Below are 17,648 nucleotides of genomic sequence, written 5' to 3' on the forward strand. Positions count from 1 at the left end.
CTGCAACTTCCTCTGTTCCGGCAAGTTTTTCTCTGTGGTGCCTAGACCTGACGCGCCTTCAGTATATTTTCAGTGACCACTTTACCGTCGAGCAAGTGTATCGTCCGGGTGCCGTAATCAGCATATGCCGGTGAGTGCGTCACCATGACGACAGTGGTGCCGGACGCGTGCAGGTCGGTCAGCATTTTCATCACTTCGTCACCGTGGGAAGAGTCCAGGTTTCCGGTCGGTTCATCGGCCAGGATCAATTTCGGACTGGAGACGATAGCGCGTGAGACCGCAACACGCTGCTGCTGACCACCGGAGAGCTGTTGCGGGAAGTGATTGCGGCGGGCCATCAGGTTCATTCGCTCAAGTGTTTCTTCCACTCGGGTGCGGCGATCATTGGTCGATACGCCCAGGTAAAGCAACGGAAGTTCGACATTCTCAAAGACCGTCAGTTCGTCAATCAGATTGAAACTCTGAAAGACAAACCCGATATTTCGTTTGCGCAGGTTGGCCCGTTCCCGCTCCGTGAATTTCGAAACCTCAGTGTTGAAAAAATGATACTCTCCGCCCGAGGGATTGTCCAGCAGCCCGAGAATATTGAGGAGAGTTGATTTACCACAGCCGGAAGGCCCCATGATAGAGACAAATTCTCCGACGCGGATATCGATACTGACATTGTTCAACGCGGAGGTCTCGACCTCTTCGGTGGTATAGAGTTTACTGAGTGCGATTGTGCGGATCATAGCCGACTCAGCGTTGAGCATTCCTTTCGCGTCCATCTGTGCGCCTTTCTCTATTTCAGGACCAACTTGTCGAAATCACCGTAATTGTCATAGGAGGAGGTAATCACCTGCTCGCCCGGTTCGAGCCCTTCAAGCACTTCGAACATCTGGGGATTCTGTCTTCCAAGCCGAATTGTCCGGCGAGTTGCAAAGTCCCCGGATGGATCAAGCACATAGATCCAGTTGCCGCCGGTTGTCTGGTAAAAGCCACCGCGAGGGATGACCAGAGCGGTGGTTGATTCGCCAAGCGCCAAACGTACCTGTACCGATTGACCGCGACGAATGCCCGGCGGAATGCCGGAATCAAACTCAAGATCGATCTCAAACCGACTCTCTCGCACCTCGGGGTAGACCTTACGAATCAACAGCTTGTATATCTTGCCAGAGATCTCACACTCTCCGGCAAGGCCGGGGGAGATGCGGCTGATATAGTACTCGTCGACCGAAGCGCGCAACTTGTAGCTGTCTAATACATCGATCTGACCCAGCCGCACACCGGCAGGCTTAAGTTCGCCGATCTCAGCATTCAGCGAACTGAGTTGGCCGGATATAGGCGCGCGAAGGATCAGGTTGTTGAATTTCTCACGGACCAGCGTGAGGTTCTGCTGCATCCGGGAAACGGACTGCTCCAGTTGCTCTATCTGAAGCGCTCGCATGATGGAATCTTGGCGCTGCGATTCGGCGACCAGGGTCGAGCGCTTTTGCCAGTACTCGAATTCATCTTCAGTGCGAGTATACTCTTCCTTGCTGATCATCTCACCGGCAAGCAACACCTTGGCTCGTTCGAAATTCCGCTTTTGCAGCGAAAGCTGATAGACTACTTCGGCTTCCTGCTGCGCCAGGGTGAGACGATTTTGTTCCATGGCCAGGCGAGTCGCCCGCAGGTTGTTCATCTGCTCGTACAGGTCCGCCTCGCGGAACATCAACTCCATCTGTACGTTGGTATTGGCAGTCCGAAGCAGACTGTCTCCCTGCTTGACGAAACTCCCCTCTTCAACATAGATAGCTTCAACGCGGCCGCCATCGAGTGCGTCCATGTAGACCGTCTTGATCGGTTGAACCGCTCCGGTAGTCGGGATGAATTCCTGGAATGGGCTCCGCTCGACCGTGGCGATGGAGATCTTCTCCTGTTCGACATTGAGTGTGGAACGAGTGTCGCCAAAGAGGAACGAGGCGATGACCACCACGATCACCAGCGCTCCGCCACCCCAATAGGCGATCCGCTTTGGAGGCCATTTTTTTCGTTCGATTTTTCGATCCATGGTCATCTGGACAATCCTGTGTGAAAAAAATCTACCCGGTGATTTGTCACTGAGATTCGACTCAACCCAGGATGAGAACAAATCGTGTGCCAACGTTGCACAGCAACGAGTTAGCGGTAGGAGGCAGCAGCAAGTCATGCGGATTTATCCGCTGACGGACAGTTGCTGTACGCCCGCGGACAGTCCCGTCATGGAGCGAATGCCCTATCTGATTTTGCTCAAACAGCTTAGCTGAAACTTTTTGGTCCGTATATACGAATAGATATTGATGCATTGATGTGAAACCGACGGGGAATCAGGATGTCCGCAGTTGAAAAATTAGGTCGCGTGCTGGTCGTCGACGATGACGAGGATGTTTTGCAGGCCGCACGGTTGCTCCTCAAGCAGCACTTCGCTGAAGTTCACACCGAAACCAAACCCGAACGGATCCCTGCCATTCTCACCAACGAGCAGTATGATGTCATTCTGCTGGATATGAACTTCACCCGCGATGTCTCCGGTGGTGAAGAGGGATTTCACTGGCTAAACAAGATTCTGGAAATTGACCCCGCGGCAGTGATCGTCCTGATCACGGCTTTCGGCGATGTTGAGTTGGCCGTTCGAGCGATTAAGGCAGGTGCCTCGGATTTCGTGCTCAAGCCGTGGCAGAACGAGAAGTTGATCGCCACGCTGTCAGCCTCGATGAAACTCCGCTGGTCACGCGAAGAGTCTCGCACCCTGCGTCAACAACAACAACACCTGGCCGCCGAACTCGACCAGCCCTTTAACGACTTTGTCGGTATCAGCACCGCAATGCAGACGGTGTTTGATACTATCCAGCGTGTGGCTTCGACCGATGCCAATGTTCTTATCCTGGGGGAAAGCGGCACCGGGAAGGAGTTAGTCGCGCGAGCGCTACATCGCCAATCCCAGCGTGCAGATCAGATGTTTGTTTCTGTCGACATGGGGGCGGTCAGCGATACGCTTTTCGAAAGCGAGCTGTTCGGGCATGTGAAGGGGGCATTCACTGATGCCCGCGAGGATCGCGCCGGGCTGTTTGAGCTGGCCTCGCGTGGGACACTGTTCCTGGACGAGATCGGAAATCTTCCCTTACGAGTTCAGGCGAAATTGCTGACCGTCCTGCAGGAGCGACGGATCAGCCGTCTCGGCTCAAATCAGCAGGTCCCGATCGACATTCGGCTGATCTGCGCGACGAATCTTCCATTACATGACATGGTCCAACAACAGCGATTCCGCCAGGATCTGTTGTATCGCATAAACACTATCCAGATCACCCTTCCGCCGCTTCGTGAGCGGACCGATGATATCGGGCCTTTGGCCGACTATTTCCTGAAGCAGTATTGTGACCGCTACCACAAGCCGCTCAAGCGGTTGTCGGCCGGCACGATTCGCCGACTGGAGCATTACGGCTGGCCGGGGAATGTCCGTGAATTGCAACATGCGATCGAACGCGCCGTCATTATGACCGATGAATCAGTCTTGTCTCCGGGAGATTTCCTGTTATATAGTGCGGATAACAAAGAAGCGGGGTTAGTCTTCAAGGATTTCCATCTTGAAGAGGTGGAACGGACCGTCATCCGGAAGGCCTTGAGCAAACATCATGGGAATATCAGTCATGCCTCCCGCGAACTTGGCCTGACCCGCACTTCGCTCTATCGACGCATTCAGAAATATGGTCTTTAGACACTTTCGGCTCCAGGTGGTGATACGAGTGCTTTGCCTCGTTGCCACCATGGCGCTATTCAGCTACTTGATCTCCCGGACATCACTCTATGCCACCATGTCGCTGGTCGGCCTGATACTGATCTATCAGGTCTGGTCGCTTGTTCATTTCGTGGATCGCACCAACCGACAGTTAACTCGCTTTTTTGATGCTGTTCGCCATGCCGATTTCTCCCAGAGCTTCACGACCCTTGGTCTCGGACGGTCATTCGAAGGACTCTCCAGCGCATTCTCAGAGGTTGCCGATCAGTTCAGGCGTACCAGAGCGGAGAAGGAAGAGCAATACCGGTACCTGCAGACACTCGTTCAACATGTCGGCGTGGGAGTGATCGCATTCCGAGAGGACGGCGAGGTCGAGCTGATCAATCAGGCGGCCAAGCGATTGCTGGCAGTTAATCACTTGAAGAATATCTCCCAGCTTGCACAGATAGAACCAGAACTGCCAAATACATTGCAGAAGCTGGATGCCGGCCAACGGATCCTGATCAAAGTGACGATCGACTACGACTTGCTGCAACTGGCGGTCCATGCAACTCAGATCAGGCGCGAGGGTCAGATGCTGACACTGGTCTCTATCCAGAATATCGGCTCGGAACTTGCCGAGCAGGAAATGGTCGCCTGGCAGAACCTCATTCGCGTATTAACGCATGAGATCATGAATTCTGTCACACCGATCGCCTCACTCGCGGGATCAGTCAATGATCTGGTGCGCCAACAGGCTGATCCGGAGAAAACCGGGTCTGGCAAAGCGATGGACCCGGAGCTATACGCTGACCTCTCCGGTGCATTGACCACGATCGAAAAACGGAGTCAGGGCCTTCTGCACTTCGTCGAAGCATATCGCAATCTGACCCGGATCCCGCGGCCAGATTTCGGTTTTATCGCCGCATCAGAACTGATCGCACGAGTAGTTACACTGCTTCAACAGCAGGCCGAGGAGCAACGGGTGGAGATCACCACGGAGATCGATCCGCCTGAAATGGAACTTGCAATCGATGCTAACCTGATCGAACAGGTGCTGATCAACTTGATTGTGAACTCACTCCAGGCGTTGAAGGAGATCGAGAGAGGTAAGATCATTATTCGGGCACGATTGGGGAGATCCGGGCGCACCCTGATCGAGGTGATAGATAATGGTCCGGGGATAGTCGATGGCGCTCTGGACAAGGTATTTATTCCGTTCTTCACCACTAAAAAGGGGGGAACCGGAATCGGTCTGGCGCTGGCTCGCCAGATCATGCGGTTGCACGGGGGACATATCTCAGTACGATCCACGCCGGACGTGGAAACCTGCTTTACGCTCAGCTTCTAATACTAATGACAGCAGGAGTGTGTTTCAGTATCCAGCTTTGGACTGACATACGGAATGCCGAGATTCATGCCGCGCAATACCAGGAGCAGCCCCAATACAACTGCGCCGACCGGCAACAACCTGAGAAAATACTGCCGGACACGAAGATTCAACATCGAACCAAATAGCGATGTGACCAGTAGTGCAGGAATCGTTCCCAGTCCAAACCAGAGCATGTAGCCGGCGGCAGAAAGCGGCGAGCCGGTAGTGGCAGCGGCGGCAAGACCGGCATAGAGAAATCCGCACGGAAGCAAACCATTCAACAGGCCGATAGCGACCATGGAAGACATAGTCCGCTTCTGGAACAGTGATCCCCAGGCTTTGCGGATCTTGTCGACTATCAGGTAGTTGAATTTTGCCGGAAAGATCTTTTGTGTGATGTCGGCGGGGAGGAGAACAGCCAGGATGATCCCGATCCCTGCGGCGATAGACAGCCAGCGCTGAAAACCGGCCAGGGCGATCGATTTGCCGATCAATCCGACCATCGCGCCCATCAGGATATAGGTGATCACTCTTCCACCGCTGTAGAGCAGGCGGCTGATGACCAGGCGCGTACGCGTGTTGAAGCCGACCGGCAGACCGACCACGATCGGTCCGCACATACCGATACAATGCACACTCCCCAGGATCCCGACAACAAAGCCAGCATAGAGTTCCGGTGTCATGACATCACTCAATAATAATGGTTTCTTCGTTATAGTAAGATTGGCCCGCGTACTGCCAATTGAGTTTCACTTTCCAGAGGCCGGTCGGCAGGTCTGCCATGGAGAGATGCATGCTTTTGACGCTGTCCAGAACCAGCGGCATCTGCCGATCATATTGCGAATTGGACGGGCGATAGAGAAGTAGTTGACCTGCAAGATCCCCGGCCGTGAATGAGGCTGGGAATGCGATCCGGATCACTTTGCCATCCGCCATTTCGATCACCGGTTGTTCCGGTAGTTGGGCGGTTCGGTTCTGCGTATCAATATTGGTCTGGTAACCGATACCGCGTTCGTAGTAGTTATCCTCAACCAGATCGAATTGCTGCATTGAAGCGAACCCAACACAGGCGAGAATGAACAGCACGAACCCGCCGTAGAATATCCAGATCCCAAACTCCCAGGAACGCCCAGTCTTCTTCTGTTCAGTCATTGTCGTTCTCCTGGTGATCGTCGTTCTTTTCCTCGTGATGTTCGCGCGGATCGGGGCCGACGAAAGTTGTCCGTACCTCTTCGATCTCCACATTTCCCTGCATTACCCGAATGATCACCGTTGAGTTGGAGCTGAATATCTGTTTGCGCGGAATCTGCACGGAGATCACGGTTTCATCTTTCCCCTGCGGCGGAACATCAAGTGGCGGTCCGACAATGGTAAGAGTTCCCTGCGGCTGGACCATTTCCAGCGTCAGAGGGAGTGTCTCCGCGGTTTTGTTGATCACCGAGACCGTATACAGATTGCGGATCGACCCATCCTCCAACTCCTCATAGAGGGAGCCGGTTGTCCGGAGAACTGTCGTCTCAACTTCCGAACGGCTGACAAGGAAGAAGACAATCAGTCCGAGTAATACGGTCAGCACGCCGGTATAGATCCACATGCGCGGGGTAAAGCGAAGCGGTTTCCCTTCGGCGATCCGGTTGTACGAAGAATACTTGATCAGTCCCGGCGGGAGTTTCATCCGGCTCATGACCCGGTTGCAGGCATCGATACAGGCGGTACAATTGATACACTCAAGCTGTGTGCCGTTGCGAATGTCTATGCCGGTTGGGCAGACTTTGACGCAGGCATCGCAGTCGATACAATGTCCCCGCTGAGAGAAATCTTGCCCTCGCATAACCGGGCCGCGTTTTTCGCCGCGGCGGAAATCGTACGCAATAACGATCGAGTTGGCATCCAGTAGCACCGACTGCAGCCGTCCATATGGACAGACCAGCGTGCAGGCCTGCTCGCGAAACCAGGCAAAGACGAAATAGAAGACTCCCGAAAAGATCACCATCGCAATGAATCCGGTCATATGCTCTGTGGGCGAAGAGGTGACGATATCCCGCAATGCATCGGTTCCAATGATATAGGCGAGAAAGGTGTTGCCGATCAGAAAAGAGAGGCTGAAAAATATCAAATGCTTGGTTGACTTGCGCAGGAATTTCCCCGCAGACATTGGGGCATGATCCAGTTCGCGTTGTCGGGGACCGTTCCCTTCGAGGAGATACTCGATCTTTCGGAAAACCATCTCCATGAAGATCGTCTGTGGGCAGACCCAACCGCAGAAAAGCCGACCAAACGCGGCAGTGAAGAGGATCACCAGCACAACGAATGCGATGGTGATCAGAACGAAGAGGAAAAAGTCCTGCGGCCAGAAAATGAAACCAAAGATGAAAAACTTCCGGTGCAGGATATCAAACTGCAGCAGCGGGTTGCCGTCGATCCGAACGAAAGGCGCTCCAAAAAGAAACACCAGGAGAAACCACGAAAGAATAGTGCGTGCCGTGTATAGCTTGCCGACCGGCTTGGTTGGATAGACCCAGAGCCGTCTCCCCTGCTGGTCGATAGTCGCCAGCTTATCCCGGAAGTTGTCCTCTGGTTCTTGAATGCCGGTCATATCACCTTCATGGTTGGCTCAGTTCGCCCTGTGGAGCTTTTGGGTTTGGCGGATTCGTCCCGTGTAACGCTTTTACGTAGCTCGCCACCTGGACGATCTGGTCGGGCTTTAGATCCATACGCCACGCGACCATCCCTTTGGTCGGTACGCCATACTTGATCGTTTTCACGATCTCGGGGAATGCGCCGCCGTGGAGCCAGTAATCATCGGTCAGATTCGGTCCAATACCACCTTCGCCCAGTTTCCCGTGGCAGGTGAAACAGAGGCGTTCAAAGGTGGCCTTACCCGCGGCGATCTGGTCAGCCTCAACATAAGCGACGTATGTAGTAGTATCCTGCTCACGCTTCTCCTCTTTGTAAGCGAGCACGATTGTCGGCATACCTGCTTTGAGTTGTGCATCTCGCTCAGGAGAGACCAGCGGGCTGCGATAGACCGGTGCCAGTCCAAACAGGCGCGCGCCGCCCGGATCGATCCGGACATATGACGGATCAACCTCCTGGCGGTATTCATCCGCACTGAGGTAACCGATCCCCAGGACATGGAAGTACAGCATATAAAGCACGGCGAAGATGATGGTGAAGTAGAATAGCCAGACCCACCAGCGTGGAAGGTCGTTATCCAACTCCCGAATGCCGTCGTAATCATGGTCGAGCAGTTTTTCGTTCATATCATTCATGGGTACGAACTCCTTCAGATTCATCGTGGCTATCCAGCGGCAGATGCGACCACTCGTCAATGCTCGTTTTGTCCAGGGTGAGCGACCACCAGATCACCAGGACAAACACAACGAGAAATATGCACAGGGCAAGCGCCGGCCAGTATTCAAGACCAGGTATGGAACGGAGCATTTCAGACAACATTGGTCACTCCTTTTCCTATTGTCCTGTCGTAGCGGTTACTGGTGCGCTCATGTCGATCGCCTGCGGTTTCCCTTTCAGGTCGGCGCCGAGTCTCTGCAAGTACGCGATCATAGCGATGATCTCGCGGTCCTCGCGCACCTCAATACCGGCATCTTTCAACCCGGTGGCAATACTGAGCGACTGAGTACGAAGATCCTGCAGTGCGCGTGATTCATATCCTTCCGGATATGGGACACCTAGTTTGCGCATCGTGCTGATCTTCGCCTGGGTCGCGCTGATATCCAGTTCATCGGTGACCATCCAGCCATACTTCGGCATTATCGAGCCCGGAGACATGGAGGTCGGGTCCTTCATATGGTTGTAGTGCCAGGCATCAGGATATTTCCCGCCCACCCGGAGCAGATCCGGACCGGTTCGCTTGGAACCCCAGAGGAACGGATGCTCGTAGACATATTCACCGGCCTTGGCGTATTCGCCATAGCGCTCGGTCTCCGAGCGGAAGGGGCGGATCATCTGCGAGTGGCAATTGTTGCACCCTTCCCGAATGTAAATATCCCGCCCTTCCAGTTCGAGCGGCGTATATGGCTTCACCGCGGCAATGGTCGGTACATTTGATTTCACCAGGAAAGTAGGGATCATCTCAATGATCCCGCCGATCAGAATGGCAATGGTCGTCCAGACAAGGAATTGGATCGGCCGACGTTCCAGCCAGCGGTGCCAGGCTTTGTCATGACCAGTCGCATTAAATGTCTTCTCCAGCGCCGGAGCTGATGCAGGCTCATTGGCGATCAGCTTTCCTTGTTTGGCGGTTTTCCAGAGATTGATGATCATCATGATAACGCCGATCAGGAAGAGGAATCCGCCGACCGCGCGAATGATATACATCGGGATGATCTGCAAAACGGTCTCGAGGAAGTTTGGATAAGCGAGGAATCCGCCCTCACCAAACTCCTTCCACATCAATCCCTGGGTGATCCCGGCAAAGTAAAGCGGCAACGCGTAGACCAGGATGCCGAGGAAGCCGATCCAGAAGTGAAGATTGGCCATCTTCTCGGAATACAACTTGGTGCCGTAGATACGCGGAATGATCCAGTAGAGTATTCCAAACGTCAGGAAGCCGTTCCAGCCAAGTGCGCCGACATGGACATGGGCGATCGTCCAATCTGTAAAATGCGAAAGCGCATTGACCGACTTCACGGACAGGGTTGGCCCCTCAAAGGTCGCCATACCGTAAGCGGTGACAGCCACTACCATGAATTTGAGGACAGCACTTTCCCGCACTCTGTCCCAGGCTCCGCGCAACGTCAACAAGCCATTGAGCATCCCGCCCCAGGAGGGGGCGATCAACATCACTGAAAAAACTGTGCCGAGAGACTGTGCCCAATCGGGGAGCGAGGAATAAAGCAGATGGTGAGGACCGGCCCAAATGTAGAGAAAGATCAGCGCCCAGAAGTGGATGATCGACAGGCGGTATGAAAAGACCGGCCGGTCTGCCGCTTTCGGCAGATAGTAGTACATCATACCCAGGTAGGGTGTGGTGAGGAAAAACGCCACCGCATTATGCCCGTACCACCATTGGACCAATGCGTCCTGTATGCCGGCATAGACCGGATAACTTTTCATAAACGTGGCGGGAAGCTCGATTGAGTTAACAATATGCAGGACAGCAACCGTCACCCAGGTGGCGATATAAAACCAGAGCGCCACATACATGTGCCGTTCACGACGCTTCAGTATCGTTCCGAGCATATTGATACCGAAGATCACCCAGACGACGGCGATCAGGATATCGATCGGCCACTCCAGCTCGGCGTATTCTTTGCTCGTAGTGAAGCCCATCGGCAGTGAGATCGCCGCGCAGACGATAATGAACTGCCAGCCCCAGAAATTGAGTTTGCTCAGCGTGTCATTGAACATCCGGGATTTGCAGAGCCGCTGCAACGAGTAGTAGATCGCCATAAACATGGCGTTGCCGACAAACGCGAAGATGACTGCATTGGTATGCAGCGGGCGAATGCGGGAAAAAGTCGTGTACGGTAGATTGAAATTGAAGACGGGCGCGAAAAGCTGATGCGCCGCCAACAATCCGACCAGCATGCCGACCGCTCCCCAGACTGCCGTCGCGATGCCGAAATCTCGTACTATCTTGTTGTCGTACGAAAATTGTTCAACCGCCATGCGCTATATCTCCGATGAAGGTTTCATATTGTTCTCGGTATCAGTGGGCACCGACTTATCCTCAAACAGCATCCGGATAGCCGGGGTATACGTATCCTCATATTGCCCGGAACGAACCGCCCACCAAAAGGCGAAGAGGAAGCCGATGGCTACCAGCAACGAGGCGCCGATGAGGATTATGATCACGTACATGTCAACGAACTCCAAGGCGGTGAGCCGCCAACTGCGTTCCGATGGTCGAGAAGAGGATCACCGAAACCGAACTGACCGGCATCAGGATCGCCGAAATGAGCGGCGACAGATGACCGGTCGCGGCGAAGGACAGCCCGACCACATTATAGAATATCGAAATCACGATACTGGCAAGAATCAACTGGCGGCCGGCTTTGGCAAGACGGATAAATTTGTCCAGTCTGGACAATTGGGATGCTTCGAGAATTCCGTCACAAGCCGGAGTAAAATTGATCGCATTATCCGACACGGCTATCCCGATTGTCGCTGCTTTCAGAGCACCGGCATCGTTTAAGCCATCTCCCACCATCAGTACTCGCTTTCCACTGTCGGTCAACGTCCGTACCGATGCCAGCTTGTCATGCGGCGACTGATTAAAGGTTAGTGAGGTTGACTCACCAAAGAGAGAGGTCAGCCGTTCCTTCTCCTTGTCATTATCCCCGGACAGCACGGCCAGGTTGTGGCTCTGCTTCAGGGCGGTAATCGTTTCATCCAGCCCCGCTCGATACCGATTAGCCATGACGAATTGTCCCCGAAGCTGGCCGTCGATTGACAGGAAAGTAACGGTACCCGATTTGTGGCCATGCGGCTTGAGAAGCGTACCGTCCTGATTGAGCCATGCGAAACGACCGACGCGAATACGGTGACCAGCAACCGTTCCGGAGATCCCCTGCCCTGACTCCTCCACAAAATCAGTCACCGACAATGGTTCGACCGGATATTCTGACTCGATCCGGCGGCTGACCGGGTGAGTTGAATGACGGACCAGTGATTTGACCAGTGCCTGTTCGCGGATGGTGAGTTCTGTCGCACCAACAAAAGTCAGCTCTTCCGGCTCATTGGTGGTCAGCGTGCCAGTCTTGTCAAAGACGATCGTGTCAACGGTTGCCATGGTTTCCACCACGGCGGTATTTTTCAGGTAAAACCTGTTTCTTCCCATAATGCGCAATGCTGTCCCCAACACAAATGGGCTGGAGAGTGCCAGCGCGCAGGGACATGCGACGATCAGCACCGCAGTGACGGCATTGATGGCAATATCGGTGTCTCGGCGAAACCAGTACAGTGCGGTCGCAGTCGCAATAAACAGAACGGCGAACGTGAAGTACCTTCCGAAACTGTCCGCGATCGACGTGACCGATCTGGCTGACTCCTTGGCAAACGCCGCATTATTCCAGAGACTGGTCAGATAACTTTGCGATACTTCCTTGACAATTTCAAGTTCCAGCGTGGTTCCGGTCTGACGTCCGCCTGCATACACGCTGTCGCCGCTTGTCAATGCGCGCGGCTGCGATTCACCGGTCACAAAGCTGTAGTCGATCAGTCCATTGCCATTGATGAGGATCGAGTCTGCCGGGATCAACTCCTGATTGCGCACGATGATCCGATCTCCCACCCGAAGGTTAGTGACCGGAACCGAAACTTCACTGTCACCCGCCTTACGGGTGATGGAGGCAGGGAAATATGCCTTGTAGTCGCGCTCGAACGAAAGTTGCTCGTAGGTCCGATGCTGAAACAGTTTGCCAAGAAGGAGGAAAAAGACCAGTCCCGAAAATGAATCGAGAAAGCCCGGTCCGGCATTCAGGACGATGTCGTAAATGCTCCGTCCAAACAGCGCGAACATGCCGATCGCGAGCGGGACATCGATATTCACCATTCGCGAGCGAAGCGCATACCAGGCCGAGGTGAAGTAACCCCAGGCTGAATAGAAAAATACCGGCAATGCGAGCAACACCATGGTTACCCGAAAGACCAGCGGAAAAGCAGTCTGCTCCAGTTCGCGTGAATTGAGATAATCCGGAAAGCTGAGCAGCATGATGTTGGCAAAGCAGAATCCTGCGACACCGATCTTCAGGTGGAGAGATTTGCGCGGGTCATGACGTTCGATCCGTTCGAAATGCTCCAGTCGGATGTGCGGTTCATAACCGATTTTGGCCAGTAGCTCAACTACCTGACGCAATGAGATCACGGTCTGGTCGAACTGAAGGACCACTTCCCGGCGCAGGAAATTTACCTGCGAGCGACTGATCCCCGAATGAAGTCGATAAAGGTTCTCCAGCAACCAGATACAGGAAGCGCAATGGATCTGCGGAATGATCAGGTTAACGCGACTGATCCGCCCATCGCTGAAACTTATCAACTGCTTTTGAACTGTCGGATCATCGAGATACGCGAAGCGAGATGTGTCGATATCGGCGACCGGCTTGATCCCGGGGGGCGTCTGCTGATTGTAATAGGCACTTAGCTCAGTCGAATGGAGTAATTCATACACCGCTCGACAACCGTTGCAGCAGAACGACGCATCACCGGATGGCACGACCTGATCGCGGCAGGGAGCGCCGCAATGCGTGCACAGGATCTCGTCTGTTCCGGTTGTTCGTGACATCTGCTCGACTCTCGTAAGGCGTTGTCAATCCATACCAAGGAGTGATAATTTGCCCTAATTACACCATGTTCTGATCGAATATATCGGCAGGTGGAAACAGAGGCAACAATTTGGAGCGCAAATGGAGACTTTTTTACTTCAAAAGTAGAGCAAACGAGTGCATTTAAATACTGTACAAGTATGTATTTATTGATTGTACCTGCATTACGCCTCTTCGCGCGCTGTCTGGTCGCACGCTCCCAATGAAAAGCGGGTCGGCAAACCCGACCCGCTTCACCAAAACAAGGCGCCTGAAAGAAAACTAGAACGAGAGTCCCAGGACGAGATATGAGACTTCTTGCTGAGGATTAAGTATGAACGCAACCGAAAGCGGCAGTTCATGCCCTTCCGATAGTGCCAGCATGCGAGTCGCCTTGACACCGATATTGATGACCTGCAGATCATCCACGGGCCGTTCGGCGGAACCGTAATAGACAGGATTGTCAGTACTACCGGTGGTGGCGCCTATCGAGAGCCCAAGATCGACATCCTGTACCTTGGTGACGTAGTCGGCCTGGAAGTACGTGCAGTTTCCCGCTTCATTATAGACATTCATATATCCCGACAGCGTGATTGGAAAAGAGGACGGACCGGACCAGGAGAGCCCCAGTTCGATCAAGTGCGCCCCGGCACCATCAGGATCATCGTAGTCGTTGAAGTCAAAATAGCGGATCCCTGCGCTTGGGAAGTAGTAGTCGGTTACCAGGGCGGTAAAGCTCCCCGCATTGGAAGTGCTGACCGTGTAGCTGGTCCAGGTGTCGATCTCATCGAATTCCGACGAGTAAGAACCCCAGAATCCGAGTTTCCATCCGCCAGCCTGGCATTTCAGCGCAGGTTGAACGGAAAACGCATCTCCGAAATCAAGACCGCGCCAGTTGTAGCGGCTCATCAAGTCAGCGGATGCGGTCAGCGCCAGATCTCCAGCCGAAGCACTCTGCGTCAGGCAGATCCCTGCCGGGAGCAGTAGCAGCAAGAGCAAAATCCATCGTGTTCGTTTCATCTTATCCTCGTTACGTGTCCTTTTGTTCAGAATTGACCGGCTGGGGTTTCTTCATATGCCTGCTCACCATGGAGACTGGCATCCAGCCCGATCTCCTCTTCATTGGCCGACGTGCGGACGCGCGTGAACTTGTTGATGATCACCAGCATCACGTAGGTGAAGAGGAACGCGTAGATGGAAGATACGACCACCGTGACAAGCTGCTTCATAAAGAAGGAGCTGTTTCCCATAAAAAGGCCATCAGCGCCAGCGGCATTGACCGCCGTGCTCCCCATAAGTCCGAGCAGGATCACGCCGATCGCGCCTCCAACTCCGTGCACTCCCCAGACATCGAGTGCGTCATCCCATTTCAACTTGTTCTTGAGCGAAACGGCAAAGTAGCAGATGCCACCGGCCAGGATACCGATGATTGCCGCACTCGTGGGGGTTACATATCCGGCACAGGGAGTAATGGTGGCCAACCCAGCGACAGCGCCGGTCAACAGGCCGAGGAATTTCGGCTTTCTCTCGAAAATCCAGGCCAGGAGCATCCAGGTCGGACCGGCAAACGAGGCCGCTATATCCGTATTGAGGAAAGCGATGCCGGTGATACCATCAACCTTGAGCTGACTACCGGCGTTAAAGCCGTACCACCCGAACCAGAGGAGTCCGGTGCCGAGCGCCACCAGCGGAATACTGTGCGGGACTGAGTCGCCGACTTTGCGCCGTCCGACATACAGCACTGATGCCAACGCGGCCATACCGGCAATATTGTGCACGACAATGCCACCGGCAAAATCGAGTACGCCCCAGTGGGCGAGCAAGCCATTCCCCCAGACCATATGCACAAACGGGAAATAAACAAAGGTCAGCCAGAGAACCAGGAACGAGAGATACGCACCAAACCTGACGCGGTTTGAAAACGCTCCGGTGATCAGAGCCGGCGTGATGATCGCAAACATCATCTGATACGCCATAAACACAAACTCCGGGATATTCCCTGACCCAAAGGGAGAGACGGTGTTTAGCGTAACTCCCATCAGGAATGCCTTGTCGAGATTCCCGATGATCCCACCTTCACCGCCGCTAAAGCAGAGCGAATAGCCGTACGCCCACCAGATGATGGTGGTGACGCCCATGGAAACGAAGCTCTGGATCATGATGGTCAGCACATTCCGCCGACCCACCAGACCCCCATAAAAAAACGCCAGCCCTGGGGTCATCAGCATGACCAGGCTGGTCGCGACCAGCATAAAGCCGGTATTGCCAGTATCAAACATATCAATCCTCCAGAAGACCGTAAGCTACGGTTATGTACCTTATCAGTCACAACATAGAGGGAAAAGTCGGTGTTTTACAATGGGGGGATACCTGATTCCCGACTGCGACAATCCTTACCCCGGTCAGGGAAGCGGATAGGTCACTCAGGCTCGATGATCTTCTCGCGGATCGCGTAGCGGGTCAGTTCCGCTACCGAGTGCAAACTCAGCTTATCCATGATCCGTTTGCGGTGAGTCTCGATCGTTTTAACCGATACATGCAATCGCGAGGCGACATCTTTGGTGCTGTTTCCTTCGGCGATCAATTGGAGTACTTCCCGTTCGCGCGAAGTAAGGAGATCGGATGGGCCATTTATGGCCGCCGACAGGGTGACATAGTCGCTCACCAGCACGCCGGCGATCCGGCTGCTGAGATAAACCTCCCCACGCATTACGGTTCTGACGCCGGTAACCAATTCCTCAAGGGTCGAGTCCTTCAGCAGATACCCGCGCGCTCCGGCCTTGATAGCCTCAGTCACATAGTGGCGATCCGAGTGCATGGAGAGAATGATCACCCGGGTCGGTGTCTGGAGTTCCTGGAGTTTGCGAAGTGCCTCAAGACCGTTCAGGCCCGGCATGGAGATATCGAGCAACAAAATATCGGGCGAGAATTCTTCCACCTGCTGGATGGCAGCGTGCCCATCGATCGCTTCACCGATTATCTCGAGTTCCGACTGCTGTTGAAGCATGGAGCGGAGTCCCGCCCGAAAGAGCAGGTGATCGTCGGCCAGGACAAGAGTGATACTGGACATCAGACATTCGCCGCGAGCGGCGCCTCCAGAGTAATTGTGGTTCCTGCATTGGCAGCAGATTGGATCGACATCTCGCCGCCCAACAAACGGATTCGTTCGCGAACGGAAAACAGCCCGTACTTCTTGGAAAAAGCAACCGTCTCCTGCCATTGTTGTGCGTCGAATCCGCATCCATCGTCGGCGATCGTGATCTTGATCCGTTGTTCTGCACCACTGACAGTCACGAGGACAGAACTGGCACCGGAATGCCGGGCGGCATTGGTCAGTAGCTCCTTGACGGATTTGAACAGCACATCCGCATGCTCCCCTTTGGCGATCCCTTTGTATTGAGTCCGGTCGACTGTCACCTTGAGGCGATGTTCCTCGCGGAATTGATCTGCCAGCCATTCGATCGCCGCGGCAAGCCCAAATTCATTCAGCACCGGTGGGCTGATCTGCACGGTCAGATTGCGGGTGTAAGAGATCGTGCCATCGAGCAGCGACATGATCTCGGAGATCGTACCCTCGAACCCGCAGAAGACCGCATTACTCTGGAACTGTGATATCTGCATTTTGATATAAGCGAGCGCCTGGCCGATATGGTCGTGCAGTTCCGAAGCGATCTCCCGCCGCTCGCGTACTTCGGCAAACGAGAGCTCCCGGGTCAGTTGCTGCTGCAGGCGCTGGAAATCTTCGATCCGGCGATTGGCATCCTGCAATTCAATGACCTGTGCACTCAAGACGCGGTTGGCCGCCTCAAGCTGGGCGGTGCGCTCCGCAACCTGTAACGCCAGCGTCTCCCGCGCATGCACCAGCGCTTCATCCGCGAGGCGATGCTGGAAATGTGAACGAAGCATCTCCGCCAGCGAATTTATCAGATCCCGTTCTTCGGCAAGAAATGGTCCCTCGGCGGCCTCGGGACGTTCCGCCAGATAAGCAACTTCGATCCCGCCGGACTCTGTTCCGGCCGCAAAAGTCGCACGTTGGATCCAGGGTCCTGGATGGAATCCTCCGGTGGCAACACTCAATTCGCCAAACCAGATTCGTGCTTCGGTGATCTCGGGATACTGCCAGGCGGGCGGGAGTAGTGTCAGCACTCCAGCGAGTAGTTCAGAGTCGGGTTTGGTGTGATGCTGCAAAAGACGGGCTGTTCCATGCAGTGCCGTCAATTCTTTAATCCGTTCCTGCAGATTGTGCAGGAGACGATCCAATGCCTCAGTCACACGGTACCCCGTTCGTTGCCGC

Annotated in this window: 16 protein-coding genes; 2 read left to right on the forward strand and 14 right to left on the reverse strand. The window is 54.2% G+C overall.

Annotated elements, in window-relative coordinates:
• Positions 1-41: 41 nt before the first annotated feature.
• Together IPH75_09110 and IPH75_09115 are read right to left on the reverse strand one after the other, a co-directional pair.
• A complete protein-coding gene (locus IPH75_09110) occupies positions 42-731 on the reverse strand; it encodes an ABC transporter ATP-binding protein (protein MBK7142225.1) in 690 nt (229 codons plus the stop codon).
• 50 nt (positions 732-781) lie between these two features.
• Entirely contained in the window at positions 782-2,038 is a 1,257-nt protein-coding gene (locus tag IPH75_09115) for an HlyD family efflux transporter periplasmic adaptor subunit (protein MBK7142226.1), read from the reverse strand.
• 294 nt (positions 2,039-2,332) lie between these two features.
• Between IPH75_09115 and IPH75_09120 the strand changes: the two genes are divergently transcribed.
• Positions 2,333-3,715: a sigma-54-dependent Fis family transcriptional regulator gene (locus IPH75_09120; GenBank protein ID MBK7142227.1), complete on the forward strand. Its 1,383-nt coding sequence runs from the start codon at positions 2,333-2,335 to the stop codon at positions 3,713-3,715.
• Positions 3,705-5,066: an ATP-binding protein gene (locus tag IPH75_09125; GenBank protein MBK7142228.1), complete on the forward strand. Its 1,362-nt coding sequence runs from the start codon at positions 3,705-3,707 to the stop codon at positions 5,064-5,066. The genes IPH75_09120 and IPH75_09125 overlap by 11 nt, the downstream gene beginning before the upstream one ends.
• Before the next feature lie 2 nt (positions 5,067-5,068).
• Here the strand turns inward: IPH75_09125 and IPH75_09130 are convergent, their stop codons facing one another.
• The 12 genes from IPH75_09130 to IPH75_09185 form a co-directional block, all read right to left on the reverse strand.
• Entirely contained in the window at positions 5,069-5,770 is a 702-nt protein-coding gene (locus IPH75_09130) for a sulfite exporter TauE/SafE family protein (GenBank protein MBK7142229.1), read from the reverse strand.
• Between the two features lie 4 nt (positions 5,771-5,774).
• Complete coding sequence (locus IPH75_09135; GenBank protein ID MBK7142230.1) at positions 5,775-6,239, reverse strand: FixH family protein; 465 nt, start codon at positions 6,237-6,239, stop codon at positions 5,775-5,777.
• Positions 6,232-7,683, reverse strand: coding sequence for a cytochrome c oxidase accessory protein CcoG (ccoG, locus tag IPH75_09140; GenBank protein ID MBK7142231.1), 1,452 nt, complete (start codon positions 7,681-7,683; stop codon positions 6,232-6,234). Before ccoG ends, IPH75_09135 begins: the two co-directional genes overlap by 8 nt.
• A 7-nt stretch (positions 7,684-7,690) precedes the next feature.
• Entirely contained in the window at positions 7,691-8,236 is a 546-nt protein-coding gene (locus IPH75_09145; protein MBK7142232.1) for a c-type cytochrome, read from the reverse strand.
• 115 nt (positions 8,237-8,351) lie between these two features.
• Positions 8,352-8,543, reverse strand: coding sequence for a hypothetical protein (locus IPH75_09150; protein ID MBK7142233.1), 192 nt, complete (start codon positions 8,541-8,543; stop codon positions 8,352-8,354).
• Between the two features lie 15 nt (positions 8,544-8,558).
• The gene (gene ccoN / locus IPH75_09155; GenBank protein ID MBK7142234.1) at positions 8,559-10,721 is read right to left on the reverse strand and encodes a cytochrome-c oxidase, cbb3-type subunit I; all 2,163 of its coding nucleotides are present in this window, start codon (positions 10,719-10,721) and stop codon (positions 8,559-8,561) included.
• 3 nt (positions 10,722-10,724) lie between these two features.
• Entirely contained in the window at positions 10,725-10,913 is a 189-nt protein-coding gene (ccoS, locus tag IPH75_09160) for a cbb3-type cytochrome oxidase assembly protein CcoS (protein MBK7142235.1), read from the reverse strand.
• Between the two features lies 1 nt (position 10,914).
• On the reverse strand, positions 10,915-13,335 hold the full coding sequence (locus tag IPH75_09165; GenBank protein ID MBK7142236.1) for a heavy metal translocating P-type ATPase metal-binding domain-containing protein: 2,421 nt from the start codon (positions 13,333-13,335) through the stop codon (positions 10,915-10,917).
• Between the two features lie 301 nt (positions 13,336-13,636).
• Positions 13,637-14,374: a hypothetical protein gene (locus tag IPH75_09170; GenBank protein MBK7142237.1), complete on the reverse strand. Its 738-nt coding sequence runs from the start codon at positions 14,372-14,374 to the stop codon at positions 13,637-13,639.
• Between the two features lie 26 nt (positions 14,375-14,400).
• A complete protein-coding gene (locus IPH75_09175; protein MBK7142238.1) occupies positions 14,401-15,633 on the reverse strand; it encodes an ammonium transporter in 1,233 nt (410 codons plus the stop codon).
• A gap of 140 nt (positions 15,634-15,773) precedes the next feature.
• Positions 15,774-16,424: a response regulator transcription factor gene (locus IPH75_09180; GenBank protein ID MBK7142239.1), complete on the reverse strand. Its 651-nt coding sequence runs from the start codon at positions 16,422-16,424 to the stop codon at positions 15,774-15,776.
• Positions 16,424-17,626: a sensor histidine kinase gene (locus IPH75_09185; protein MBK7142240.1), complete on the reverse strand. Its 1,203-nt coding sequence runs from the start codon at positions 17,624-17,626 to the stop codon at positions 16,424-16,426. The genes IPH75_09180 and IPH75_09185 overlap by 1 nt, the downstream gene beginning before the upstream one ends.
• Positions 17,627-17,648 lie beyond the last annotated feature (22 nt).

It is taken from the genome of bacterium (genome assembly GCA_016708025.1).
Classification (GTDB): Bacteria; Zixibacteria; MSB-5A5; order GN15; family FEB-12; genus FEB-12.

Coding starts and splice junctions, on each gene's coding strand:
- IPH75_09110 (MBK7142225.1), bottom strand. CDS start 731: ATGATCCGCACAATCGCACTCAGTAAACTCTATACCACCGAAGAGGTC.
- IPH75_09115 (MBK7142226.1), bottom strand. CDS start 2,038: ATGACCATGGATCGAAAAATCGAACGAAAAAAATGGCCTCCAAAGCGG.
- IPH75_09120 (MBK7142227.1), top strand. CDS start 2,333: ATGTCCGCAGTTGAAAAATTAGGTCGCGTGCTGGTCGTCGACGATGAC.
- IPH75_09125 (MBK7142228.1), top strand. CDS start 3,705: ATGGTCTTTAGACACTTTCGGCTCCAGGTGGTGATACGAGTGCTTTGC.
- IPH75_09130 (MBK7142229.1), bottom strand. CDS start 5,770: ATGACACCGGAACTCTATGCTGGCTTTGTTGTCGGGATCCTGGGGAGT.
- IPH75_09135 (MBK7142230.1), bottom strand. CDS start 6,239: ATGACTGAACAGAAGAAGACTGGGCGTTCCTGGGAGTTTGGGATCTGG.
- ccoG (MBK7142231.1), bottom strand. CDS start 7,683: ATGACCGGCATTCAAGAACCAGAGGACAACTTCCGGGATAAGCTGGCG.
- IPH75_09145 (MBK7142232.1), bottom strand. CDS start 8,236: ATGCTGTACTTCCATGTCCTGGGGATCGGTTACCTCAGTGCGGATGAA.
- IPH75_09150 (MBK7142233.1), bottom strand. CDS start 8,543: ATGTTGTCTGAAATGCTCCGTTCCATACCTGGTCTTGAATACTGGCCG.
- ccoN (MBK7142234.1), bottom strand. CDS start 10,721: ATGGCGGTTGAACAATTTTCGTACGACAACAAGATAGTACGAGATTTC.
- ccoS (MBK7142235.1), bottom strand. CDS start 10,913: ATGTACGTGATCATAATCCTCATCGGCGCCTCGTTGCTGGTAGCCATC.
- IPH75_09165 (MBK7142236.1), bottom strand. CDS start 13,335: ATGTCACGAACAACCGGAACAGACGAGATCCTGTGCACGCATTGCGGC.
- IPH75_09170 (MBK7142237.1), bottom strand. CDS start 14,374: ATGAAACGAACACGATGGATTTTGCTCTTGCTGCTACTGCTCCCGGCA.
- IPH75_09175 (MBK7142238.1), bottom strand. CDS start 15,633: ATGTTTGATACTGGCAATACCGGCTTTATGCTGGTCGCGACCAGCCTG.
- IPH75_09180 (MBK7142239.1), bottom strand. CDS start 16,424: ATGTCCAGTATCACTCTTGTCCTGGCCGACGATCACCTGCTCTTTCGG.